Origin of the sequence: Phocaeicola salanitronis DSM 18170 (genome assembly GCF_000190575.1) — a bacterium.
Lineage (GTDB): Bacteria > Bacteroidota > Bacteroidia > Bacteroidales > Bacteroidaceae > Phocaeicola > Phocaeicola salanitronis.
This window is the reverse complement of sequence record NC_015164.1, coordinates 1,976,541-2,001,575: the sequence shown is the minus strand read 5'-3', so window position 1 is coordinate 2,001,575 and position 25,035 is coordinate 1,976,541. Positions and strand designations below refer to the sequence as shown.

The 25,035-nt window shown below is 49.2% G+C and carries 18 protein-coding genes; 2 read left to right on the top strand and 16 right to left on the bottom strand.

Annotated elements, in window-relative coordinates; translation table 11 throughout:
- Window positions 1–258: 258 nt before the first annotated feature.
- A complete protein-coding gene (locus BACSA_RS08585; RefSeq protein ID WP_013617719.1) occupies window positions 259–897 on the bottom strand; it encodes an AlbA family DNA-binding domain-containing protein in 639 nt (212 codons plus the stop codon).
- A 117-nt stretch (window positions 898–1,014) separates the two neighbouring features.
- Window positions 1,015–2,313, bottom strand: a complete 1,299-nt coding sequence (locus BACSA_RS08580) for an L-cysteine desulfidase family protein (RefSeq protein ID WP_041584321.1) — start codon at window positions 2,311–2,313, stop codon at window positions 1,015–1,017.
- A 230-nt stretch (window positions 2,314–2,543) separates the two neighbouring features.
- Here BACSA_RS08580 and BACSA_RS08575 point away from each other — a divergent pair, with 230 nt between their 5' ends.
- A complete protein-coding gene (locus tag BACSA_RS08575; RefSeq protein WP_013617717.1) occupies window positions 2,544–3,371 on the top strand; it encodes a hypothetical protein in 828 nt (275 codons plus the stop codon).
- A 148-nt stretch (window positions 3,372–3,519) separates the two neighbouring features.
- On the opposite strand, the gene BACSA_RS08570 is transcribed toward BACSA_RS08575, so the two are convergent.
- The 7 genes from BACSA_RS08570 to BACSA_RS08540 all read right to left on the bottom strand — a co-directional run bounded on the left by BACSA_RS08570 (window position 3,520) and on the right by BACSA_RS08540 (window position 12,554).
- The gene (locus BACSA_RS08570; protein ID WP_013617716.1) at window positions 3,520–5,271 is read right to left on the bottom strand and encodes an ABC transporter ATP-binding protein; all 1,752 of its coding nucleotides are present in this window, start codon (window positions 5,269–5,271) and stop codon (window positions 3,520–3,522) included.
- 15 nt (window positions 5,272–5,286) lie between these two features.
- Window positions 5,287–7,089, bottom strand: a complete 1,803-nt coding sequence (locus BACSA_RS08565; RefSeq protein ID WP_013617715.1) for an ABC transporter ATP-binding protein — start codon at window positions 7,087–7,089, stop codon at window positions 5,287–5,289.
- 6 nt (window positions 7,090–7,095) lie between these two features.
- Complete coding sequence (locus tag BACSA_RS08560) at window positions 7,096–7,917, bottom strand: class I SAM-dependent methyltransferase (protein ID WP_013617714.1); 822 nt, start codon at window positions 7,915–7,917, stop codon at window positions 7,096–7,098.
- Between the two features lie 199 nt (window positions 7,918–8,116).
- Window positions 8,117–8,728, bottom strand: coding sequence for a TetR/AcrR family transcriptional regulator (locus BACSA_RS08555; protein WP_013617713.1), 612 nt, complete (start codon window positions 8,726–8,728; stop codon window positions 8,117–8,119).
- A gap of 94 nt (window positions 8,729–8,822) precedes the next feature.
- A complete protein-coding gene (locus BACSA_RS08550) occupies window positions 8,823–9,644 on the bottom strand; it encodes an alpha/beta hydrolase (protein ID WP_013617712.1) in 822 nt (273 codons plus the stop codon).
- Between the two features lie 232 nt (window positions 9,645–9,876).
- Window positions 9,877–11,067, bottom strand: coding sequence for an AGE family epimerase/isomerase (locus BACSA_RS08545; RefSeq protein ID WP_013617711.1), 1,191 nt, complete (start codon window positions 11,065–11,067; stop codon window positions 9,877–9,879).
- Between the two features lie 104 nt (window positions 11,068–11,171).
- Window positions 11,172–12,554, bottom strand: coding sequence for an MFS transporter (locus tag BACSA_RS08540; RefSeq protein ID WP_013617710.1), 1,383 nt, complete (start codon window positions 12,552–12,554; stop codon window positions 11,172–11,174).
- Window positions 12,555–12,686: 132 nt separating this feature from the next.
- Here BACSA_RS08540 and BACSA_RS20175 point away from each other — a divergent pair, with 132 nt between their 5' ends.
- Window positions 12,687–12,857, top strand: coding sequence for a hypothetical protein (locus BACSA_RS20175; protein ID WP_169311448.1), 171 nt, complete (start codon window positions 12,687–12,689; stop codon window positions 12,855–12,857).
- Window positions 12,858–12,910: 53 nt separating this feature from the next.
- Here BACSA_RS20175 and BACSA_RS08535 read toward each other — a convergent pair whose 3' ends face one another.
- The 7 genes from BACSA_RS08535 to BACSA_RS08505 all read right to left on the bottom strand — a co-directional run bounded on the left by BACSA_RS08535 (window position 12,911) and on the right by BACSA_RS08505 (window position 25,023).
- The gene (locus BACSA_RS08535) at window positions 12,911–14,077 is read right to left on the bottom strand and encodes a glycoside hydrolase family 130 protein (protein WP_013617709.1); all 1,167 of its coding nucleotides are present in this window, start codon (window positions 14,075–14,077) and stop codon (window positions 12,911–12,913) included.
- Between the two features lie 133 nt (window positions 14,078–14,210).
- The gene (locus tag BACSA_RS08530; RefSeq protein ID WP_013617708.1) at window positions 14,211–15,314 is read right to left on the bottom strand and encodes a glycoside hydrolase family 26 protein; all 1,104 of its coding nucleotides are present in this window, start codon (window positions 15,312–15,314) and stop codon (window positions 14,211–14,213) included.
- A 128-nt stretch (window positions 15,315–15,442) separates the two neighbouring features.
- On the bottom strand, window positions 15,443–16,807 hold the full coding sequence (locus BACSA_RS08525; RefSeq protein WP_013617707.1) for a glycosyl hydrolase: 1,365 nt from the start codon (window positions 16,805–16,807) through the stop codon (window positions 15,443–15,445).
- Window positions 16,808–16,815: 8 nt separating this feature from the next.
- On the bottom strand, window positions 16,816–18,726 hold the full coding sequence (locus BACSA_RS08520) for a hypothetical protein (protein WP_013617706.1): 1,911 nt from the start codon (window positions 18,724–18,726) through the stop codon (window positions 16,816–16,818).
- A gap of 20 nt (window positions 18,727–18,746) precedes the next feature.
- The gene (locus tag BACSA_RS08515; protein ID WP_013617705.1) at window positions 18,747–20,003 is read right to left on the bottom strand and encodes a glycan-binding surface protein; all 1,257 of its coding nucleotides are present in this window, start codon (window positions 20,001–20,003) and stop codon (window positions 18,747–18,749) included.
- 20 nt (window positions 20,004–20,023) lie between these two features.
- The gene (locus tag BACSA_RS08510; RefSeq protein ID WP_013617704.1) at window positions 20,024–21,733 is read right to left on the bottom strand and encodes a RagB/SusD family nutrient uptake outer membrane protein; all 1,710 of its coding nucleotides are present in this window, start codon (window positions 21,731–21,733) and stop codon (window positions 20,024–20,026) included.
- Between the two features lie 23 nt (window positions 21,734–21,756).
- Window positions 21,757–25,023 (bottom strand): SusC/RagA family TonB-linked outer membrane protein, encoded by a 3,267-nt coding sequence (locus BACSA_RS08505; protein WP_013617703.1) that lies wholly within the window; start codon window positions 25,021–25,023, stop codon window positions 21,757–21,759.
- Window positions 25,024–25,035: the final 12 nt, after the last annotated feature.

The following is a 25,035-nucleotide window of genomic DNA, read 5'->3' as shown; positions in this document are numbered from 1 at the left end:
CCTTCTCCTAAAATCAGAAAAATATCTTCGAAAACAATTCGCAAAATTATAATCAATCAGAAAAGGATTGCGAAAAATCCGTTAATCCTTTCTATTGAACACAGAGGCACGGAGAAATAAATATATAGAGAAGGTAAAGACCATAGAGCCAGGTTTTTACTCTGTGAACTCTGTTCTCTCAAAGAATAAAGCTCTGTGTCTTTGTGTCTCTGTGTTCCATTCCATTTTTCGCAAACCAATTTTGTTTTACTATAAACTCTAATCTTTCAGCCGGAAATAAAACGCGTGTCCGGTGAACACCTGCTCTACCAGTCCGAAGCGGATAAAGTCGGCAAGGAGGTTGGTGATTAGCTTGCGGTTCATCCGGGTGAGGCGTTGGCATTGGTTGAGGGTGAGGCAAGGATGTTGTGCCAGCAGGTTCAGTACTTGTTGTTCGCGTTGGGTGTAGGCGATGATGACCTTTTCCTCGTGCCGGTTGTGCTGCCAGATGTTCAGGTGGATAGGGCTTGCCAGAATGTTTTCGTCCTTGATGCGGACGTATGCCCACCGCCGTTCTTCGGCATCGAGGGCGTAGACGGGTTTTCGCGGGCTTTCATCGATTACCACTTCCAGCACATCTTTTCCTTCTACCTTATATATATAGGTATGCAGGTCGACGGGCGGCTGGCAATAACGTTGGGCTGCAGCTTCTATCATGTAGATTTCTTCTTCGGAGCGAACGCCGGCTATCTTTCCGTTGTCTTTTACTCCTACCAGCAGGCGTCCTCCTTCGGTATTGGCAAAGGCGGAGATGCTTTTGGCTATCTTGCGTGCGTCGGAGATTTCGAACTTGAAGTCTTGATGCACGTGTTCGCCTTCGCTGATAAGCCGCTGTATGTAGTCTGCCGGATGTGTCATTTTTTAGTTGACTAGTTGACTAGTTGACCAGGTACTAGTTGACTAGGTTTTAAATACCTTTGAGCATGTTTGGTATCTGAAAACCTAGTACCTGGTCAACTAGTTCCTAGTACCTGATTAATCACAATGTTTGTGGGTCATGATGTCGAGCACCATCTTGTCGGTCTCGTTCATGCCTTTCGAGCCGATGAGGGTCAGGTTGCGGATGCTCCGGTTCACGTTCTCTTCGATGATGCCCTCTACGGCAGTGACGCACTTCTGGTCCATAGCCATAATGGCAGACATCACGGCAGTAGATACGCCGCTGGTTACTTTCAGGGCACAGCTGGGCTTTGCCCCGTCGCATATCATTCCGGTGAGGGTGGCAATCATATTCTGCACGGCGTACATCACCTGTGCGTAGCTGCCTCCCATCAGGTAGGTGATGCCGCAGCTGCTTCCGGTAGCTGCCACTACACATCCGCAGAGCGCCGAAAGCTTGCCCAGGCTCTGTTTGATGTAAATAGCGGTGAGGTGGCTTAGCGTCAGCGCACGAATGAGCTGTTCTTCGGTGGCGTGGGTGTCTTCGGCAAAGATGACTACGGGAAGGGTGGCAGATATGCCTTGGTTTCCGCTTCCTGAATTACTCATTACGGGTATCATTGCACCTGCCATACGGGCGTCGCATGCGGCGGAGGTGTACGAGAGGATGTGAGTGAAGGTATTGTTCCCCATAATCTTTTCTTCATTCTTGTTGTCGCGCAGCATACGGCCTAATCCGTGACCGTAACAGCCCTTGAAGGCTTGTTCGGCAGCAGCCTTGTTCAGCCGTTTTGCTTCGAGGATGAAGCGTATTTCATCGATGGGGGCAGTGGTGGCGAAATCAAACACCTTGCGTAAAGTGAGGTCGACCGTTTCTTCGTCTTCGGCCGAGGTGGTGCCGGTACGTTTGTCCAGCTGCACTTCTCCATTACGGCATAAGTAGACAAAGTTGGTATGTCCGCCGCTGATGATGGCGGTCGCTACATTGTTCCCGTTTGTACAGGTCACTTCAATGTATAGTTTTTCCTCGATGTCGTCTTTTAAGGCGATGTTGATGCACTGGGGACGTGCTATCATTTCCTTTCCTTTTTCTACAGCTTCGGGTGTGCAGTCTTTTAAGACTTCCAGTCCGTATTCCGACTTGCCGATGAGTGCGCCCAATGCAATGGCGATGGGCAGACCTATCATTCCCGTACCCGGTATGCCTACGCCCATCGCGTTTTTTAGGATGTTTGCACTCAGATAGACGTTGATATGTTCGGGTGTACAGCCCAAAGCCTCAGTAGCTTTTGCTGTGCAGAGTGCTACTGCAATAGGCTCGGTACAGCCGATGGCAGGAACCACTTCTCTTTTCATCAGAGCGATGATTTGCTCTCTTTCGGGTTTGCTGATGATGCTCTCCATTTGTTTGTCTGTTTGTCTTGTTTTTGATTCGTGTTGCAAAAGTACATTTTTTTGCAGAGAATGTGCAGGCCGGAGAGGAAAATCTTTTCGCGTGAAAAACAACGCATGCCATGCGGATTTGCAATCCGGCGTGACAAAAGGACGGTAAATTTATACAATTCATTGCATTTTCCCCGAATTTTGCTATCTTCGCACAAAAACCATTTCTGATTGACAAAGATATGAAAACAAGATGCTTATTGGGAGCGTTGCTCTTGTCCGTATGCAGCCTGGCGGGATGCAGCGATGAAGACAACAACGGAAGCGGATCCGTTACCCCGTTCGACTTGGGAAAGACCTATTATGAAACAAGACTGGCACGGGGCGAAACCCAAATCTACATCACGAACGGCAGCGGCGATGTCAGCCTGACAATAGCAGATGAAAACGTACTGCAAGCCACCTATGAGGAAATTCTTGGTGCCGATGAAGTGAAAGGAGCCGTACATCTCGTGGGGAAGCGGAAAGGAACCACCGCACTTACCCTGACCGACAACGTGACGGGCGACAAAGAGACGGTGGAAGTGAAGGTGACGGATTGCTATATCGCATACGAAATCATCGCGAGCAACCACCCAGCACTGCATCAAGACATGACGCTCTATCTGGTAAACAATGAAGCCCGCGACTGCTATTTCTACTCGGAGGACCATCCGGATAACATGCCTACGGCAACGGGCACGTATGAATTTCTTGTGAAGCAGACAGAAGAAGGAACAGCCCCTTACCTGCGTTTGTCTTATCCTTCCAGTGCCGATGGGAGTTTTGCGGAAAGCGTTTCGGGGCACGACTTCCGAATCGAAATGCAAGGGGCGGACGCCACCTCCTCTGCCAGCCTGACAATCATTGAAACATATTTAGACGTGGATTGGGAAGCGCTCATCGCCGATGCCCAGGCCAAAAGCCTTCCTCCGGCGCGCTACACGTTGCTGCTGACCGTGCCGGATACGGACTACGTGATAACGGGCATATTGAGCACAATGGCAATGCCGGAGAACGTATTAGACTGAATACGTTCTCCGGCATTGCAAATCATATAAGTTCATCCTCTGTAAGATTAATAATCTTACACTAAACGAAGCTATCTGCGTTGAGAGAAGAAGATAATAACAACAGGCTTTTATTCAATGCATGGTTATGGATTTGCGCATAGTATAATTAAGGGTTATCTGCCCGACCGGCGAGTTTCCAGCCCGATATATTTTCCTGAATGTTCCATAAGTGTGCATACATCCCTTTCTTTCGGATAAGTTCATTGTGCGTACCTTCTTCCTGTATCTGCCCGTTGTCCAGAACAATGATCCGGTCGGCGTTCTGAATGGTTTTAAGTCGGTGGGCAATGGCTATCACGGTACGTCCTTTGATGAGCGTGTCGATGGCTTTCTGCACTTCCACTTCGTTTTCGGGATCGAGGGAGGCGGTCGCTTCATCCAGCAGAATGATTGGCGCGTCTTTCAGAATGGCACGGGCTATGGATATGCGCTGCTTCTCACCGCCCGACAGGGTGCAGCCTCCTTCGCCTACCATCGTGTCATAGCCTTGAGGCAAGCGCATAATGAAGTCGTGGCAACAGGCTTTCTTGGCTGCGGCGATGATTTCCTCCTCCGTCGCGTCGGTTTTGCCGAAACGGATGTTGTTGCGCAGGGTGTCCTGGAACAGATAAACATCCTGAAATACCATGGATATGTGGCTCATCAGGCTTTCGGGATCTGTTTCATCCATCGGAACATCGTTGAAGAAGATACGCCCTTTCTGTGGGTCGTAGAAACGGGCACAAAGTTTCATTACTGTACTTTTCCCGCTTCCCGAAGGACCGACAAGAGCCGTCAATGAATTTTTAGGAAGGGTAACGGTTATATCATGCAACACTTCCTTGTCCTGATAAGCGAACGATACATGTTCAAAGCGGATGTCGCCAGCCACCGGAGATTGCCGTTCCCCTTTCATTTCCGGTTCGTTCATCAGTGAAAGGATGCGTCCTCCGGCAATGGAGAAATAACGGAACTCGGTGAAATTGGTCAGGGCGGAAGTCAGCGGGTCGAACACACGGGAACCGACCACGAGGAACAGTACGAATACGAGTATGGAAAGCTTGCCCCCTAACAGGAGATAAGTTCCGCACAGAACCATCATCGTCAGTCCGGCACGAACCACTGTGATACTTAGCAAAACGAACGGACCCAACAAGGCTTCCTGCCGGATGCAGGCACGGCGAAGCTGGGCAAAGGCATCACGTAACCGGACGAAACGGTCGCCCAGCAGGTTGTAGGCTTTCATCACCCGGATGCCTTGCAGGTATTCTTCCAACCGGTTTCCGGCATCTATTTTGGCTTGAATCTGCTTGCCGCTCAGTTTCTTTTGTACGCCTGTGCTGGTCCACAATACAAGCATAGCAAGCGGAAGCGCGGCAAACATGCTGACTGCCATCCTCCAGTCTATCCAGACCAGCGAAGCAAAAGCCAATATAGGCATGACCACGGCACCCATCAGCTGGGGCAAGTGGTGCGAGATGCCGGTTTCCGCCATCATGAAGTCCGTAATAAGCATGGAAGACAAATCGCCGGGGTCACGTCTGGACAGGAAGCCCAGCGAAAGTTTCCGCAGATGTTCCGCCAGCGACAAGCGTCCCGAGGCGCTCATTTCGTAGGCTCCCCGGAAATTGGCACGATAGGATGCCCGTTCCGCCAAAGCCATGACCAGCATATAAACAACCATAATGGCGAATATATACCACAGGCGGGTGGTGTCAAGCGGCAGTCCGCTTCCGTCAAAAGCACTGAAGATGATGCGTACCGCTTCAATAGAGAGGCAGAACGGTACGATATTGACCAAGTTGGCAAGCATGGTGTATCCGACCGGCTTGTAAAGCCGTTCGGTATGTCCGATTGTTATGTTTTTGATTGCGTTCATATCTTGTTCTCCTTTTCAATTTTTGTTCAACGTCCAGTGGTAAGCACTCGTATAGGCATCCCACATCTTTTTATATATACCTTCTGTGACGGACAAGACTTCATGTTTTCCGCACTGTGCGATCCGTCCCTCTTTCATGACGACAATCTGATGTGCCGAGATGATGGAAGAGAGGCGGTGCGCTATTACGATGACTGTCTTGTCTTTTATCAAAGATTGCAAAGCCATCTGCATCTTATACTCGTTTTCCGGGTCGGCAAATGCCGTGGCTTCGTCCAGCACCAGTATCGGGGCATTCTTTAGGATAGCACGTGCCACACATATCCGTTGCGCTTCGCCTCCGGAGAGATACACACCTTTGTCGCCTATCCGCGTGTCGTATCCCTGCGGCAACCGTTCGATGAAGTCATGGCATTGGGCAGCCTTGGCTGCGGCTATCACTTTTTCCTGCGTGGCTGTGGGAGAGCCGACGGCAATGTTCTCATAGAGCGTGTCATAAAACAGGAACGTGTCCTGGAATACGAAAGACACCATGTCCATCAGCTTCTCCGTGGCTATCTGGCGGATGTCCACGCCGCCTATGCGTATTTCTCCCTGTTCCACATCCCAAAAGCGGGGAATCAGATTGGCTATCGTAGACTTGCCGCTCCCCGACGGGCCCACAAGCGCCGTTATCTCTCCTTGCGGTGCCGTGAAGCTGACATCGCGCAAGGCTTCCGTCCGCGTTCCCTGTTCCGTGTTTTCGTAGGAGAATGATACATGGCGGAACTCCACATCGTAGGATGTAGGCACCTGCGGGTGTTCCGCTTCCGGTACAGGCTTTTTTCCCAAGATGCGGTCGATGCGTTTTACACCCTCATCGATGTCGCGCGTGTTGCCTCCCAGGAATGTCAGTTTATAGACGGGAGAAGCCATACCCGGACCCATGATGATGAAAAACAGCCATACCACCGCCAGCGACATGGATTGCGGACTGGCCTGCATCAGCAGGATGCCCATAGGGAGAATGAACGTCACCATCGAATTGAGCAGAACCGTAAAGGCAATCATTCCGTTCTGATAAGTATCGCAGCACTTCAAGGCAAAGGTCTTATATGCTTGGATTTCGGCATTGAACTGACGGAACGAACGGACACTCTGCCCGAATATCTTGACCACGGGCATCCCCCGCACATACTGCACGGCAGACGCGCTCATCTTTTCCTGCGCATCGTAGTAGATGCCCATAAACTCCCTTGCCCTTTTGCCCATGAAATTGGAGAATTGAAGAAACAGACTGACCACTACGACCGCCAGGCATACGGCCGTCAGCCACGCATCCAGCGAAAAGAAGATGGCAAGCATCACCGCCACCGTGGCTACCACGTTCACCAAGTCCGGGATGGTATGGGCGATGAACCCCTCTATCTTTTCGATGTTCTGGTCCATCGTTTTCTTGATGGCTCCGGTGGACGTGTTGTTCAGATACCCTAACGGAAGCCTGCCGATGTGTTCGGACAGGCGGACACGCAATCCATAGAGTATGCGGAACGCCGCAATGTGGGAAGACATCAAGGCGGCATACAGCAATACCAGTCCGCCGACAAGTCCCCCAAACGCTATCCATCCCCAACGTATCATGACGGCCCCGTCCGAAGCGGCGGGATTTCCTCCATGCGTCAGCAATTCTTTCAAAACTTCATAAACCGCCCAATAGGGCACGAGCATACACATTGCGCTGCCGGCAGACAACACGCCTGCCATGACGAGCAGTCCTTTCTTCTGTCCCGCTATCTCGAACAGCCGGGACAGACCTTCTTTCTTTTTTGTTTGATTCATTGTATATTATTTTGATAGGATTTTATATCCGAGTAATGAACTGAATTTATAACATAGCCAAGGAATGCGCCCTAATACTTGTCCGAAGAAGAATCCCCAGCGTGAGCGGAAAAACTTCATGTAGTTAGCTTGTTCGATGAGTTGCAAAGCCGGTTCCCATTGTTCCACCAGATGTCCGTCGCTCAATCCCGAACGGATTTGCGCTTCATGATGGCGGAGTGAATCGGGCTTTACACCATGCCGGCTCATCATGGTGCCACATACGTCAAACCACAACTCTCCACCTCCGAAACGGCTTGCCACGTGATGCAGGAAACTTTTTACCTGCTTCTCGTAAAAATACATCAGCACACCTTCCACAATGAAAATAAATTCCGCATCGGGATGTTTCCGACGTAGCTCGTCCATCCAGTCGGTTTCCAGTAAGGAAGCTGCGATATAAACATTACCTGTCTGTTCGGGTATCAATTCCCGACGTAGTGCCATGACTTCCGGCAAGTCCAAGTCATAAAAAACAGCTTTGGGGTTGCCGATACGCTGGAAACGGGTATCCAATCCGCACCCTACATTTACGACTACCGGACGGGGATACGTATCGATAAACCGTTTTACGGCACGGTCGAAATACCAGCCGCGCACCACGCAGCCCACTTCGCTCAGCTTTGCCCCATCGAATTGGGAATAATCGTATTCCAAGCTGTCTGCCAACCGTTCCGCTGCCTTGTCATCCAGAATGGGATTGACACGGCGGCTTTCTTTCGCTCTCATGTATAGCGGAATGAGCAACGTCTCCGCCACAATGCTCTTAAATTCGTGTTTCTGTTTCATTATATTGCAATTTAATAGTGAACGTTTCGATTGAGTGAGAGCAAAGCGAGTTTACTTGCTTTGCCGAATGTGAGAAAAGTGCGCAAAAGCGAACGATATTCAGAAATGTTCATAAAAAAAGGAGGAAACCTCCGTGAAGATTTCCTCCTTGCCAACCGTTCCAATACGGTTGAATGTTCGTATGTACGTTGTCTGTATCTCATATTTGGATGATTGCCCTCCAGCCTTGAATTTCAAAAAGAATATAGTCGTGCAAGATGGTTTCCATTTCCTGTTGGGGAACCGAATGCATCAGCAGTTCTTCGAACAGGGTGAACATCCATACCGTATGCAGGTGGATGATAAAATCGGACACTGCCGTATTGATTTCGGGATGCTTCTGCTGCATGGACGTGAACCATGCCTTGACCAGTTCCGTAGAACGGTCGGTGTAGTTCTCGCGGAAATGTTCCAATGAAGAGCCTTGTGCGCGGAACAACAGAATTTCCATCAGCCCGCGGTGCGTGTTAATAAGCGAAACATATTCATCGATGCAGGACTTCAGATACTTTTCCGACCGCATCATCATAATATCCTCGCCCCGTATGCCGTGATGCTCCTGCAACATGGCTTCCAAGGCATACAAGACCGGATGGACCACTTCACGGAACAGCTCGTCTTTGTTCGCAAAATAGTTGTAGATGTTTCCGACCCCAACTCCTGCCAGTCCGGCTATTTCACGCATGGAAGTTTTGGAATATCCATTCTGCGCGAATTGCTGCCTGGCAATAGCCAATATACGGTCGCGTATGTCTTCTTTCAGCACTTGCATGATGTTTCCTGTTTTTTTCTTTCTGCAAAAATACAAGGCTTGAAATAATCCGGCAATACCTATTTATAGGGATTTGTGGTAGGGGTATTCTTGGTCAGTTGTTATTCACCGGTTGCCCTAAAATTTTCCGGATGTGTTGCTCTAAGATGTGGTAAGCCGGTTCTGCCATAGAGCCGTGCCCGTGTCCGTCTATCTCGTAGAGGTAGGTTTCGGCATGTCCGGTCAGTTTCATCATCCGCCACATGTAGGCGTTCTCTTCGTATCGTCCGAAAAGCTCGATGTTGCGGTCTCCTGTAATCAATACCAAGGGAGGAGCGTCTTTCCGGACATGAAAGAGTGGGGCATACTCATCAATGGTCGGTTGCAGGTTTCCGATGCCTTTCATGTCCCGATAGGCGAAATGGCAGATCATCTGTCCGCTGAACGGGATGAGTCCTGCTATCTCATTGGCATCGGTCTGATAATTGGCGAGCCATTTCTTATCCAAGCCTATCATGGCGGTCAGATAGCCTCCTGCCGAGTGTCCCGATACGAAAATCTTCCGTTTGTCTCCTCCGTATTTCCCGATTTCGCGGAATACCCATGCCACGGCTGCCGCTGCATCATCAAGGCATTCGTTGATTTCCACTTTGGGAAGCAAACGGTAGTTGACGGCGACAAGCACCATGCCCTTTTCTTTCAGTTTCCAAGGGAAAGACTTGTTGCCTTGAGTCAGTCCGCCTCCGTGAAACCATACGACAACAGGGCATCCCGTCGTGTCTTCGGGATAATAGATGTCTAACTTGCAGCGTTCTTTCACGTAGGCTTCTTCCGATTTCTTGTAGGGAATGTCATGCACTTCGGTATATTTCAGGGGCGTTCCCCAAGCAATGCTGCCTAACAGCATCGCCAAAAGGATTAAGCTCAGTTGTTTCATGGTTTTTGCTGAATTATTAGAAACGCAGATTTTCACGGATTAACGCAGATTATTTTATTTACAATTTTTCGATTGACAAAGTACGATTTAGGGCAAAATAGTAAATCGTAAATAGTCCAATAGTCAATGAAAATAATCTGCGAAAATTTGTGTTAATCTGCGTTTCTGAACTGACAGTTTGTATAGACTTTAAAATCTAAATTGAAAATCTGTGTAATCTGTGGTGAAAAAGTCAGAAGCGTTCGATGACCTCCATGCACATGCGGCCGTTGTGGTAAGGACATTTCCAGAAACCAGCCTTGTCATCGCGACGGTTTACGGTGCCGTCGGGCAGGAGGCTCCAGTGCCATTCGCCTTGTTCGCGGTCTATCAGTTTCGTCTTGATGAACTCCCAGCAACGGGCGGCGGTGTCGAGAGCTTCCGTGTCGCCGAAGTGCTGGTAGAGATTGATGTGTCCTACTACGTTTTCCGCCTGTACCCACCAGTGCAGTTCACGGTCTATCTTTTGTTTGTCGAGGAAGTTTTCGTATATCATGCTTCCATCGGGGTTCAGCCCTTCATCGGCGGCTTGAGCTATCCGGATGATGATGGGCTCTATCCGTTTCAGCACTTCCGGGTCGCCCAGTACCAATGCCGCTTCGTGGATAAGCCATGAGGCTTCGATGTCGTGACCGTACGAATAGATGCGGTATTTGTTGGTCCAGTCTTCTTCGAAGAACAGGTTGAGGTGTCCGGTCTGTGGGTCGAGGATGCGGGTGATGAATACTTCAATCAGGTTCCGTAGTTGTCGTTCCAGCTGTTCGTCCTTCCATACGCGGTAGAGGTTGGTGTAAGGTTCCAGGATGTGCAGGTGCGTGTTCATCGTTTTCTTTTCGTTTTCGTCCTTGTCGCTCAGGCGCATGTCTTCGATGGGTTGCCAGTCGCGGGTCAATGCTTCCACATATCCGTTTTGTTCGGAATCGAAGCTGTGTTGTTCGATGACATCAAATAATTGTTGGGCATACGCCAAGGCTTCTTCATCACCTGTAGCACGGGCGTATTCACTCAGTCCGTAAATAGCGAAGCCGATGGCATAGATTTGTTTTTTCGTATCGAGCGGATTGCCTTTATAGTCCAGTTCCCAGTAAATGCCGCCGTACTGCGGGTCGTAGAACCGGTCTATCAGATAGCGTTTGGCACGGGTAGCTGTTTCTAAGTATTCGGGTTTCTTCAGCAGGCGGTAGGCAGACGAGAACGTCCACAGGATGCGTGCGTTCAGAATGGCGCCTTTCGATGCTTCAGGTTTCAATTCGTCTTCGCCGGTGATTTGTCCGTAGAAGCCGCCTTCTTCGTTATCTTCCATTTTGTTCATCCAAAACGGAAGGATGTTGTTTTCAAGCTCGGAGCGCATTTCGTTCCGAAGCTGGTTGATAAGTTGATTCATAGCGCATTGTTTTTTTCACCACAGATTACACAGATTTTCAATTTAGATTTTATCAGCTTCCTGTCTGATTAAAAAATCTGTGTAATCTGTGGTGAGAATGAAAGTTAGGATTTCCGTTTCTCGTTCAGCTTGCCGATGATTTCTTTCATCTTCTGTTCGCCCAAGGGATAGCCGATGACGAAGAGCATCGAGACGAATGCTGCAGCCCCGGGCAACCAGCTGAGGAATAGTTTGATGCCGTGGATGGTCTCGGCACTCTGTTCGGCATTGGCTTGGAATCCGAAGTAGGAGAGCAGCCAGCCCGTTACTGCCGTGCCGATTGCCCAGCCGAACTTCTGGCTCATCGACGAGGCACTGAAGATAAGTCCTGTAGCGCGGTTTCCGCTGCGCAGTTCCGAATAGTCGGCACAGTCGGCATACATCGACCACAGGAGCGGAAAGATGCTTCCGGCACAGATGCTGATGAGGCATTGGAAGACGAATATCCATACGAGGTCGCTTTTGTCGAACCAATAGAAGATGATGCTGAGCACAGTGGCAAGGAGCATGGCGATGGCAAAGGTGTTTTTCTTGCCTATCTTGTTGCTGACCGGAGCCGCCAAGACTACGCCGATGATATTGGCAGCCTGGCCTACAGAGAGGAACAGCCCGCTTAATACGAACGACATCCCGAAAAGCGTGATGACGTGGAAGTCTGATTCCACGATGTAATATTTGAAGTAGTACACCGCCGCTCCGTCGCGGATGGAATTAAACACCAGCGAGGCGATTCCGGCTCCGAACAGAATCCACCACGGGCGGTTATGGAAGAGGTCGTGTATGTCATCCTTCAATGAGCTTTTCGCTTCCTTGATAGGTTTTACCCGTTCTTTGGTCCACGAGAAGCAGCCGAAGAAAAGTAACACGCACATTACCGCAATGACCATTACAGCCATCAGCCAGCCATGTTGTTGGGCGGCAATGTCCGAACTGTGTCCGCTGAAAGCATTCGCCATGGGCATGAACAGCAGCAGGGCGATGAAACTTCCGATGTAGGCGAACATCATGCGGAAAGTAGAAAGCGTGCCGCGCTCTTTCGGGTTGGGGCTCATGACGCCTAAGAGCGAAGCGTAGGGCACGTTGATGCCCGAATAGACCATCATCATCAGCGAATAGGTGATGTAGGCGTAGACTAATTTTCCCGCCTCGCCGAAAGGAGGCGTATAGAACGTCAGTATGCCGATAAGTCCGAACGGGACGGCAAGAAAGAGCAGGTAGGGGCGGAACTTTCCCCAGCGGCTTGACGTGCGGTCGGCGATGATGCCGATGACGGGGTCGAACACCGAGTCCCACACGCGGGTGACGAGGAACATCGTCCCCACCATTGCCGCCGGAAGCCCGAACACGTCGGTATAGAAAATCATCAGGTAGGCGCCGAACAGCTTCCAGAACATTGAGGAAGCCATGTCGCCCAGCCCGTAGCCGATTTTTTCTTTGAGTTTTATCATGGTTATTATTTATGTTTTAATTATCGGGTTCACCACAGAGGGAATTTATGATTGGTTTGTGAATAATGAAATGGAACACAGAGACACGAAGACACAGCGTTTTTTTAGAAGCTGTTTTGAATTTATCGTGCGATGATTTGGGATGAGTTTTTGAGGCATTTTCGCTTCTGTGATGAGGAAGATAGCGGGCTATCTGACGAAGAACAGGAGCGAAAAGGACTAAAAAATCGCCCAAAGCACACACGAAAACGGATACATCAAGCCAAGAAAAACTTTTTGGAGAAATTCAAAACAGCTTCTTAATTGAGAATTGACAATTCCTCCGTGTCTCTGTGCCTCTGTGTTCAATGTCTTATTCATTTCCCAAGGTTCTTGTCAATGAGCTTTTTCAATGTTTCTACCGAAGCGGTAGTAGTCAGCCCGTCTTGAGGCGTGTTCATGCAGTAGTCTACCAACTTGTCGATAGTAGATACCGCAACATGCATCCGCGTGTCAGAAGAAGCATAATAGATGTGCACTGTGCCATCTTCGTCGGCAATCCAGCCGTTGGTGAACAATACATTTGATACATCGCCGATGCGTTCTTCACCTTCGGGAGCCATGAAGTAGCCGCCCGGTGAAGCAATAAGCTTGGTTGGATCTTCCAGTGAAGTCATATACATATATAATACGTAACGCAGCCCGGCAGCACATCCGCGTACGCCGTGAGCCAAATGCAGCCAGCCTTTCGGAGTCTTGATAGGGTGTGGTCCCTCGCCGTTCTTCACTTCCTTGATGGTGTGGTAGTAGCGGAGGTCGATGATTTTCTCTTCCTTCACTTCGGCATGCGTGATGTCGTCAATCAGTGCCCAGCCGATTCCTCCGCCGCTTCCGGCATCGATGAATCCGTCTTGCGGACGGGTGTAAAGGGCGTATTTGCCGTTTACAAATTCGGGATGAAGCACCACGTTACGCTGCTGGCTCTTCGATTTCAGGTCGGGCAGGCGTTCCCATGTCTTCAAGTCTTTGGTGCGGGCGATGCCTGCAGTGGCTGTAGCAGAAGAGAGGTCGCCTGCCGGAGCATTGTTGTCATGGCGTTCGGCACAGAAGATACCATATATCCAGCCGTCTTCGTGAGCCGTGAGTCGCATGTCGTAGATGTTGGTGGCGGGGATAACGTCATCGGGCATGGTTACAGGGTAATCCCAGAAGCGGAAGTTGTCTACCCCGTTGGGGCTTTCCGCTACGGCGAAGAACGATTTGCGGTCAGCACCTTCCACGCGGGCTACGAGCAGGTATTTCCCGTTCCATTTAATCGCTCCCGAGTTAAGCACGGCGTTCATGCCGATGCGTTCCATCAGGTAAGGATTGGTTTTCTCGTCAAGGTCGTAACGCCAGAAGATAGGGGTATGCGCTGCGGTCAAGACGGGGTATTTATAGCGTGTGTACACGCCATTGCTTTCAGCTACAGGTTCGTTCTTACGTGTGATAAGTGCCTCGTGACGGGCAATGAGGTCTTTTACTTTTTCTTCAAATGAGGTCATATACGTGGTTGTTTATGGTTATTATGGAAATGAACACCGAGGCACGAAGGCACAGCGTTTTATTTTGAGCATACAAAGTTCACAAAGTTTGCTTTAATTCTCTGTGTCTTTGTGTCTCTGTGTTCAATTTAAATTAGTTACTTTTCATATCTCCGGCAAAAAGAGTTTTCGGGTCGTTGTAGAACTTCACGAAGTCCTGTTCCGATACTTGTCCCGGATAAGGTGCATAAAAGTGGTTTTCCTTTTCGCGGGCATTGCGCCATACCAGTACGTAACTGATGGGATATTTCTGGATAATAGGCATCAGTGTTCCGGTCCACCATGTAGAATCGGGAATGGTCTCGTATCCGGTCTCGGTAACGGCAATGGCTTTATTGTGCGACTTGCCTATCTGGGTCATTATCCGCAGTGATTTGTCGAGTGCCTGTTCGTAGGCGGCTCTTTCGAACTGGTAGGCATCTACGCCGATGAGGTCGACGATGCTGTCTCCCGGATAGCGTTCCAGGTATTCGGTCGTGTCGTTCGGCTCGATGCCGGGCGAGTATGCCCACAGCAATTGGTCGGCACCTTTTTCTTTCATGCGGTTGTAAGTCATGCTCCACAATGCTTTATATTCTTCGGTAGAGCAGAGCTTCTGTCCCCACCAGAACCAGCTTCCGGTGTGTTCGTGCCACGGACGGAAGAGGACAGGAACTTTGGTTCCGTCCGCTGTTTGGATAGAGTTCATGTAATCGGCGGCACGGTCCAGCCACGTGATGAATTTCTCGTGGTTGGCTCCTCCGGGCAGAACGGAACGCACGACGGTAGAATCGGATACATCCCATGTGTCTTTTCCGGTCTGCGGATTATCGAGGTGCCAGCTGAAGGAGGACATACCGCCCCGTTCGTATTGTGCTACCACTTCACGTCGGATGCGGTCGAACGATACTTTGTCGAGGTTGACACTATCGCCCAGTTCGATATGTCCCAAGTCGAACGACATCATGGCGGGATAGTCGCCACACACGCTTTTCACGTCGCTGCGGTTTTCATCTCCGTCCCAGCGGATGCCATACACGGGATCATCGTGATGTCCGAACATAAACACGCCTTGCTGCGGGAGCGTTTTCAGTGTCTGGAGCATCGCGAGCGCTTCGGGAGTGCGTTCGGGCTTAGGTGTTTCTTTTTGTTGCGGGGCGCAAGCGGTCATCGAAGCGATGAGGCAGGTGCCCGCAAGGATTGTATGGATTGGTTTCATAAGTCTTCCGGTATTTCATCGAACACAGAGGCACAGAGACACAGAGTTTTTTTAGTTTGAGAATACGAAGTTCGCAAAGTTAGTTTATCTCTCTGTGTCTTCGTGTCTCTGTGTTCGATATATTACATTTATTTGAATTCTCCGCGTTTGATGACATAGTCTTGGCTCATAGCGTCTTCCCACCAAGTTTGGTCGGCATGTGGGGTGGTGCTGTTGTCGGAGTCATACCATGGCATGAACCATAACCAGCGTGCGCCTGCGTTCCATTGTTCGGAAAGCAGTCCGACCGTAGAGTCGGTATATTCCGAATAACCGCATTCGCTCAGCGTAATCATCTTGTTGCCGAAGTCGTTGATGAGGGTTTGGTATTGCGAAGCGCAGTCGGCAGCATCGTTGCCGTACAGGTCGCGCCCGATAATATCTACATACGCATCACCCGGATACCAGTCGGCATCGCCTGTTTCGCTGGTCCATACCCAAATCAGGTTATTCAAGCCTTGCGCTTTGAAGTAATCAAACATCTGAATCCAGAGCTTCTTGAAACTGTCGGCGTTCTTACCCCACCAGAACCATCCTCCTGCAGCTTCGTGCAGCGGACGCCAGATGACCGGAATGTTTGCGTCGTGTAACAGTTTGAGGTAACCTGCCATCTTTTCAAGGTCAGCTTGTACGGTACGGTATTCCCACGTTCCTTCGGTAAAGGCATTGTCAATGTTGAATGCCGTTTCGCTTAGGGTTGAGGTGTAGTTGTTTGTATCAGTATCACCTTCTGTCTTTGGAACGTTCCAGTGCCACATGGCGAGTACGATGCCTCCGTTGTCCCACCATTCTTTCACCGGTGTGATGTCCGAGTAATCAATCCAGCTGGAAGGTGAAGAAGCCAAGTGCAGGTAGTCGAAGCAGTTCATAGCCGGATATTGTCCGGTCCATTGGTATACTTGTTCGGCATCGGCGGTGTTCCAACTTCCGGTCTGTCCCGATACACCGTCTACAGCCATTGTGGCAGAAAGGGTACGTGTCTCAAAGTTTTCTACCAAGAAGTCGTACACCTGTTGTGCTTCGGCAGTCAGCGAATTTACCGGTGTGGTATTGAGTCCGGTTGTACTGAACGTCAAGCTTACTTCGGGTGCTGGCATTTGGTTGGGACCTGTTACCAGTCCTGCAGGAATGGTAAGCGTGTAAGTAGCTCCACGGTTGGGGCAGTTTGCCACGATGGTCAGTGTATTGCTTACTCCGATGACATCGGCACTTACTACCGTTCCATTATCAGATATGCTGATTTGGCTGGCATCTTCAGAAGCGAAATAGATGTTCTTGTCGTATTGCAGGGTGACGGTGACATTGCCTGTTTTTACGGTGCTTCCTGTTTCGGGGGTTGCCGAAACGAATATAGGAGCATCTACTTGGGCGATGTCGTGTTCTACGTCGGTGTCGCAAGCGGCTAATAAAAAGACAGCCGCAGCGAAAGTATATAATATATGTAGTTTTTTCATAATCGTCATTAGTTAAGTATGGTAACTGATTCGATGGTATAGTTCTTTCCTTTTACAATCAGTCCGCCCGACTGGATCTGGCTTAGGATGTTTTCGTTGACAACCATTGTAAACGAATCGCCCGAGAGTGCGAATCCATCGTATGCGGGGTCAATGGAACTCCAACTGCTGTTCTGGAAAGCTCCTTGTGCGTCTGCTCCGATGTTGGAAATGTAGACGGTGATGATAGAGCCGACATGTGCGTCAGCGAAGAGTTCACTGCCTAATTGTACATAACCTTCCCAATTGCCTGCATTCACGGCAGGTCCGGCATAGATGACTACGGCTGCTCCGTCGGCGATGCTGATGGTGTAAGGCATTTCTCCATTCGAAGATACGAGGGTCAGTGTGGCCTCGCCAGATACGTCGGCAGGCAGTGAAATCAGAAGGCTTCCGTCTCGTACAATGTACTGTACGGTGTTTCCGTTCAGTTGTACAGAGGTTAGCTTGTCACTGTTTTCGATGCTTACTTCAAGCAGTGCGCCCGACTTGATGTCTTCTTCAGGCCATGAAGTGATGTAGCAGCATTGCGGTTTGGTTACGTTCAATGCAGGGCAAGTGACGGTTTCGCCGTTTGCCATGGTGACGGTAACGGTTACTTCGCCTTCCGCAGTGGTGATAGGCACTTCTATATCCGGTGCCGCGCTGGGTGTAACCGCAACTGCTTCTCCGTCGCCAAATGTAATAGAGGCGATTAGGTCAAGGTTGTTCCCGCTCAGCGTTACGCTTTCACCTGCCGAAACGGTTGTTGGAGTATATCCGTTGACTGTAGGTTTCAATGTTTCGATGGCTACGGCTACTTGTTTCCCGCTTCCGGTGTTCAGCATCAAGTTGCCGCTTTGTGCCATTTCGGGCATAACGACGGTTGCTTGTTCTTCGGTTTGCGAAGCCAAAGCTACGGGTTCGGATACATTGGGGAAAGTAACATGGGTAATCAGTCCCATGTCTTTTCCGGTCAATGTAATTGTGTTTCCTGCGCGAAGTCCGGTAGCAGGAGTAGCCTGTACTTCGGTTGGTACAGCCATAGCTAAATGAGCGATTGTTACTTCCACGCCCGATGCCGGAATCATGACAACATCGCCATCGGCTGCATCGGCAGGGATGTCGAAGCGGAGTATTTCATCGTTTGTTACTACAAATTCTGCTTCACTTCCATTGCTGGTCCGTACTTGTTTTACCAGATTCAAGTGTTGTCCTTGTATCTCTACCGTATTTCCCGGTTTGGCATTGTTCAGTTGGCTGACATTGTTAACCGAAGGCAGCACCACGGTCAGTTCTTCTTCCGAATAAATTTGGTTCGGAATCTCTGCCGTGTCCGAAAGGATGATGAGTCCGCTTTGGGCTTCTTCGGGTACGGTCAGTGTGATGCGTTGGCGGGTATGTTCGATGAAGTCGGCACAGTTTACTTCCACTTCCTCGGCGAAAATCACTTTCTGCATCAGGTTCAGGTAGTCGCCTGTAAGGGTGATGGTCTCTCCCGGAAGTACAGCGGTAGGGCTGAAGTTCTCTAACGAAATAGGTTCTGTATAAGTTATTTTTGTTTGGGTCTGTATGTCTGCACTCGGTGTTCTAAGAATGACGTATCCTTCTTCGGCTTCTTGAGGTACGGTGACACGGATTTCACGGTCACTGATGACCTGTATGTCAGTGATGTCTGCGCATCCGGGTATGAATACGGCGGTCACTTGATCCATGCCGCTACCGATGAAGCGTAGTTCTCCTCCACGTGCTACCGGGCACGGACCGAATACATTCAGGCTGATACCTCCTGTGAATTGGTTGGTATCCACATCGTCACCTTGGCAGGATGTGAAGGATATACCGCTTCCCGTAAGAAGCAACCCTGCCAGGCAAAGGGTTAATATTCTATTTGTTTTCATTGATAATTGCATTTAAAAGGTTAATAAATGGGCACAACGCGGATGTTGTCAATGCAAATAGTCGGTGTACATGCCGTACCGGTTGCTCCTCCGCCATATACAAAGATAGTCAATCCGGTGATATCTGTAGCGGAAAGTGCGTTAATAGCTGTTCCCGATGAACCAAAACGGAATTCAGACAACGGAATGGTGACTGTGGTCCAGCCATCGGTGGTGTAGCTTCCGGATGATTGCCACGGAATCCAAAGGGCGCGTGGGAAAGTTTCGTTCTGGAAGAAGCTGTTGTTTTGGTTCGAACCGCTTACTTCGTTGTTGGTAGTCAGCATGATTTGCATCGCGCAGGCACTCCACGCATCGGGTACATTAACTTCAAATTTGAACTGCAGGTTGCTTAAATCTTCAAAGTCGGTCAATGTGTTCAGATAAGGAGTGGCATCGTCTCCGTTCGGCCAGTATTCGAAAGCGAAATGGCTGTCGTCCCAAGTGCCATTGTCCAGGTTGCCTTGGAATATCAGGTAGTTGTTGTCTATCGGGGCAATTTCTGTCAGTGTGCCGATGGTGGGTGCATGCCATCCATTGTAATTGTATAAGGCATCGTCTCCGTCGTTGTCGAAGTCGAATAATACATTGCTTTCCATATAGCGGAAGGTAGATTTTCCGGTTCCGTAGATGGAGGTAGCGTTGATGTAGCTGGTTGAAACGCCTTGCGGAATTACGAAGCTTACAGCGTTTTGGCTGATGCTGGTGATTTCGGTTACAGGTACATTGCCCATCGTGATGCTGAGCGGCACATTCGGGTCGTCAATAAAATAGTTTCCGTTGATAGTCACTTCGGTACCCGGTGTGGCATATTCGTTTGTCATCGAAGTGATTTCCGGTTCGGGCACTTGGATGTTGAAGTCGTATGCTACCGTATCCTTATTGATGTTGACCAAATACATTTTATTGGTCACTACGGAAGGGATGGCTGACGGTACGTCTACAATGATCGTGTGGTCGGTCATCAGACTGGTGTTCAGGATGGCCTTTTGGTCATTGAAATATAATTCATACACGCTGCGCAGGTTATCTCCAACAATGCAGATCGTATTCGACAAATAAGATCCGGTAATCAGAGAGTCAGCTACAGCAGGGTCGGGCAGACGTACGTAATGTACCGTAGGCAACCCTTCGGCTATTTCGTATTTGTCCGGCTCGTCTTCACAGGAAGTGATAGCTATTCCTGTGAAGAAAATTGCCAATAGAGCCAGACCTTTGATATATTTCGTTGTTTTCATTGTTCAATTGTTTTAGAGGATTAATAACTGAATTCGCTACGAACGTCTATATGAATAGGATCTTCCATCAAATGAGGGTTGAATACCACGTCTTCGGTCGGGAACGGCAGTGTGAAGGTCGATGCGGTAACATTCGGTTTTACTGCGTCCGGATTATAGCGGTGTTCATCCGGATTGACGGTGAACGAGCCTGTATTGTAATACTCTTCGTACAAATCATCCAATCCGTAATACACGTCACGGCGTTGGTTAGTCAGTTCGTTGATGGCACGTTGTGTGTCGTAATACGAGAGACGTACAAAGTCATACCAACGGTCTCCTTCGCAAGCCAGTTCCAAGCGGCGTTCTTTCCATACATCTTCCCATGTGATGGATGACGGACGTTCATACGTGTTTACCGAGCGGTGGCGTACTTGATAGAAAGCATCAATGGCAGAAGCATCAGTTGTAGAACCTGCATTGCCTATCATGGCTTCGGCATAAATCAGGTAAATGTCAGCCAAGCGGAGCAGGTGAGTGCTCAATCCGCTGTGTTGTGAAGATGCCGATACGCCAAGGGCTGATAGATGGTCGTTAGCGTTTCCATACAGATGTTTCACTTCGTTGGCTCCTGTTGCGCTTTGGTATTGTTTCGGACCTCCGTCATAACCGAAGCAGAAGTCGATGTAGTTGAATCCGCCTTTGTCTTGCCAAAAGTATTCATATACGTCCCCACACATCATCATGGTAGCTTTACGGCGTGCGTCTCCGTTGTACCGGGTTGGGCTGAGGGCATTTTCTCCGAAAGCGTCTTGCAGGTCTACCGACGGTCCATTATAACCTCCCCAGCAGTCACCGAATTCATCGAATCCAACGATGGCAAGGTCGGACTGCATTTGGTTTTGGCAGGTCCAGACTTCTGTAGAAGGAGACCAGTGCCAAGATAACAGACATTCTTCGTTGGTGTTGTTTGCCAAACGGAAGATGTCAGAGTAATTACTTAGCAAATGTCTTCCTGAGTTGTCGATGACGTCTTTAGCGTAAGCTGCTGCTTGGCGCAAGTCGTCTTCGTTGCGTGAACCGCTCATACCGTACCCTGATTTTGTAAGGTATACTTTTGCCAATAATCCTTTTGCGGTGTATTGGTCAATACGTCCTTCTGAATTGGTAGCCGGAAGCAATTCGATGGCTTTTTCCAATGTCATAATGATGTATTCGTACACATCCGGAATCTGGACTTTGTATTTCTCGTTGTAATTTCCGGCGGCAATGTCGGCAGAGTTGCTGTGTACGATAGGCACGGCACCGAAGATGCGTACCAGATAGAAGTATGCCATTGCTTTCCATGTTAAGCATTCGCCGATACAAGTGTTAATAGTTTCGGGCGAAGCGTTGGCTGTAGCGAGCCGTTCGCGGATGGTGTTGGCATACGCATTAACCGACCACAACGAGTATGACATATTGATTAGGTCTTCATCCGTACCGTTTACTGTAAAAGTAAGGTAGGGTGATGAACCCCAGTAGTAGTTGCCCGAAAGCACTTCGGCTACTTTGAAGAAACCGCGGGAGAAATCGAACCACGGTGAATTGTAGAGCGGATTTACGCCCTGAATGCACTGGTCGTCGTTGGCGTAGAAGTTGTCTACGTTATAGGTATCTTCAGCCGGGCGATCCAGAAAATCTTCGCAGGAAGACAATCCCAGTCCGAAAAGAGTTGCCAATGCTATATGTTTGAAAGTATTCAGTTTCATAATTCTTGTTATATTAATTAAGGTTAGAAAGAAATGTTCAATCCAAATGAGTAAACCGTTGGTGATGGGTAACGTCCGTTATCCAGACCATATACATTCGGACTGGCTGTGCTGGCACCGATTTCAGGGTCGTAACCATCGTAGCCGGTAATGGTCAGCAAGTTTTGGATGTTGGCGTAGATACGCAAGTTATCCAATCCCCATTTGTTAATGAGTTTGCTGGGGAAAGTATATCCCAATGTGATGTTCTTCAGACGGATGTATGAGCCGTCTTCAATGTAACGGTCGCTGATACGGTCGTTGTCGTTCGGGTCTTGGATAGAGGCACGCGGCGTTTTTGTGCCTGTGTTTGCCACTTTCACGTTTGTTACATCATCGTACCAGTTCCATACGGTTACACCGTTTACGTTCACTCCTTGCGAATAGTCTTTGTTCGGGTCAATCGGAACAATTTGGGCACGATCGTTTACGGCGTTCAACTGATTTTGCCACGGTGAGTTCATGTGGGTCAGTTTCATGGCCATGTAATTATATACTTTGTTGCCATACGAACCATTCAAGAAGATAGTCAGGTCGAAGTTCTTGTAACGGAACGTGTTGTTCCAACCAAATGTAAACTTGGGCAGTGGAGAACCGATGTTGGTGCGGTCGTTTTCGTCAATGATTCCATCGCCGTTCAAATCCTTATACTTAATATCGCCTACCCATACGGTATTGGTGCGGTTGAACACGCCATTGGCAGGATAGTGTGCAGGCTTTGGCGAGGTCTGCAGGTCGCGCAAGTCTTCGTACACGCCGTCGCATACATAGCCGTAGAAGTTATAGAGTGATTCGCCTACTTCGGATACACTTACTACGTCACTCCATTGTCCGTAACCTACGATTTGAGCGTTGGCGGTGCCGTCCAAGGCGCGGAGTTTGTTCTTGTTGAACGAAATCTGGAAATCGGAATCCCATTGGAATTCGCCGATGAGCGGGTGTGTGTTCAGGGTGATTTCCCAACCGCTATTCTCAATATCGCCGTAATTACCCATAGGAGCTGCAAGCACAGATGAAGCGTTCCCCGATGTTCCCATGTAGGAGGGCAATTGAAGTGACATCAACATATCTTTTGATACTTTCTTATACCAGTCTACGGTCAGTCCGATACGGTCGTTGAAGAACCCTAAGTCAAGTCCCACGTTCACTTGTTCCTGTGTTTCCCATTTCACGCCTGGATTGGCGATGTTCGACTGACGGTATCCCAATCCCAGTCCGGTCGGCATACGCGAGATGGATGCTCCCCAACGGTATCCGCCGATATTTGAATTACCGGTTTGTCCCCAGCCGAGGCGCAGCTTACCGTTGTTGATGACGTTGCGGATAGGTTCGAAGAAATTTTCGTTAGAGAAACGCCAAGAAGCAGCTACAGCATGGAATCCTGCCCAACGGTTTTCCGGTCCGAAGTTAGATGAACCATCGTAACGGTAAGTATAAGTTCCCAAGTAGCGGTCATCGTAATTATAGGTCAGACGGGTAAAGAATGAAGCCATCGAAGAGCTTCCAAATCCGGAGTTGATAGAGGGAGTACCTGCACCTAAAGCCGGATTATGTACAGCGTCCGACGCCAAGTTGGTATTCTGTATCGATGTGTTGTCGTAGTTCGAAGCCCACATTTCTTGTCCCACCATTGCCGTAAATCCGTGCTTGTCTATCTGTCCTGTGTAAGTCACGTAGTTTTTCAGTTGCCAGAAGGTACTGTTATTCTTTTGAATGGAACTCATGTTACTATCTCGTTTCCAGTTGCCTAAGTCTACTCGCGGTTCGTAGCGTTCACCTTTACTGTAACTGATATCATAACCGAATTCGGCATGCCAAGTCAGGTTTTTCATCAGCGTCACATCTGCGAAGATACTTCCTGTCAGTTTCTGACGGTAGAGTAAGATTTGATCCATTAATGCCAAGGCGATAGGGTTAGGACTTGTATAACCTTCCCGGATGACCGATGAGTAATTGCCGTCGATATCATAAATAGGGATATCGGGCGGGGTGGTCAGTGAGTAGTTGATGATACCTTGCTCGCTGTCTGCCAACTTCAAGTCGTCTTTGGTCGATGAATACGTGGCGTTCAAGCCGATTTTCAACCACGGTTTCAGTTCGGCATCCAAGTTGGTACGGAACGAATAACGGTTGAAGCTGGAGCCTATCAACGTACCGTCTTGATCCATATACGACCCTGAAACGTAGTATTTCACTTTTTCACTACCTCCTTGTGCTGATACTTGGTGTTGGTGTTGCAAAGCTGTGCGGAAGATGGCGTCTTGCCAGTTTGTTCCTACGCCTAAGAGTGACGGGTCACCATAAATGTTGCTGAAGTCCAGTTCGCCTACGTCTACGAAATCGTTGTAGAAGTCGGCAAATTCACGTAGGTTCATGATATCAAGACGTTTGGTCTGGCGTTGTACGGCTACCATGCCGTCATACGTAAATTTCGCCTCGCCTGTTTTACCACGTTTGGTGGTAATCAAGATAACGCCGTTCGCGCCTTGCGCACCATAGATGGCGGTAGCGGAAGCGTCTTTCAAGATTTCCATCGATACGATATCTTGCGGGTTGATGGTAGAAAGTGGGGAGATGGTTGATACGGAACCGTTGCCCAGTGCGTCTCCCAGTCCGAAGTCGGAACCGCTTTGTCCGCCACCTTGTACAATGACACCATCGATTACATACAATGGTTCAGCGTTTGAGTTGATGGTAGCTTGACCACGCACACGGATAGAAGAAGCCGATCCCGGCGCACCAGAAGTGCTGACCGCAGCCACACCTGCCGCACGTCCTTGGAGCGACTGGTCGAGGTTGGTGATGACAGAGCCTTTGATGGCGTCTTCATCCATCGATACGGAAGCTCCCGAAAGGTCGCTCTTCTTCATCGTACCGTAACCTACGACTACTACTTCATCCAACATCTCGGAATCTTCTTTCAAGGTTATCTTAAAGGTTGTCTGGTTTCCTATTTCGATTTCTTGGGATACATATCCGATATAGGTAATAACCAGTGTAGCTCCCGGCTTCACGTTGAGGGTGAAGTTGCCGTCCAAGTCAGTGATGACACCATTTGTGGTGCCTTTTTCAAGTACGTTCGCGCCAATGACGGGAATCCCGCTTGCATCAATGATGACACCCGACACTTTCTTAACCTGTTGCGAGGCGTAGAATTCTGCCGGAGCTGCCAATGCTTGCGAAGTGCTTATGCCTATCAAGGATAAGCACATCCCTGCCGCGAGTGCGGCTTTTCTTGCATGCTTGTTCATGATAAATAGAAT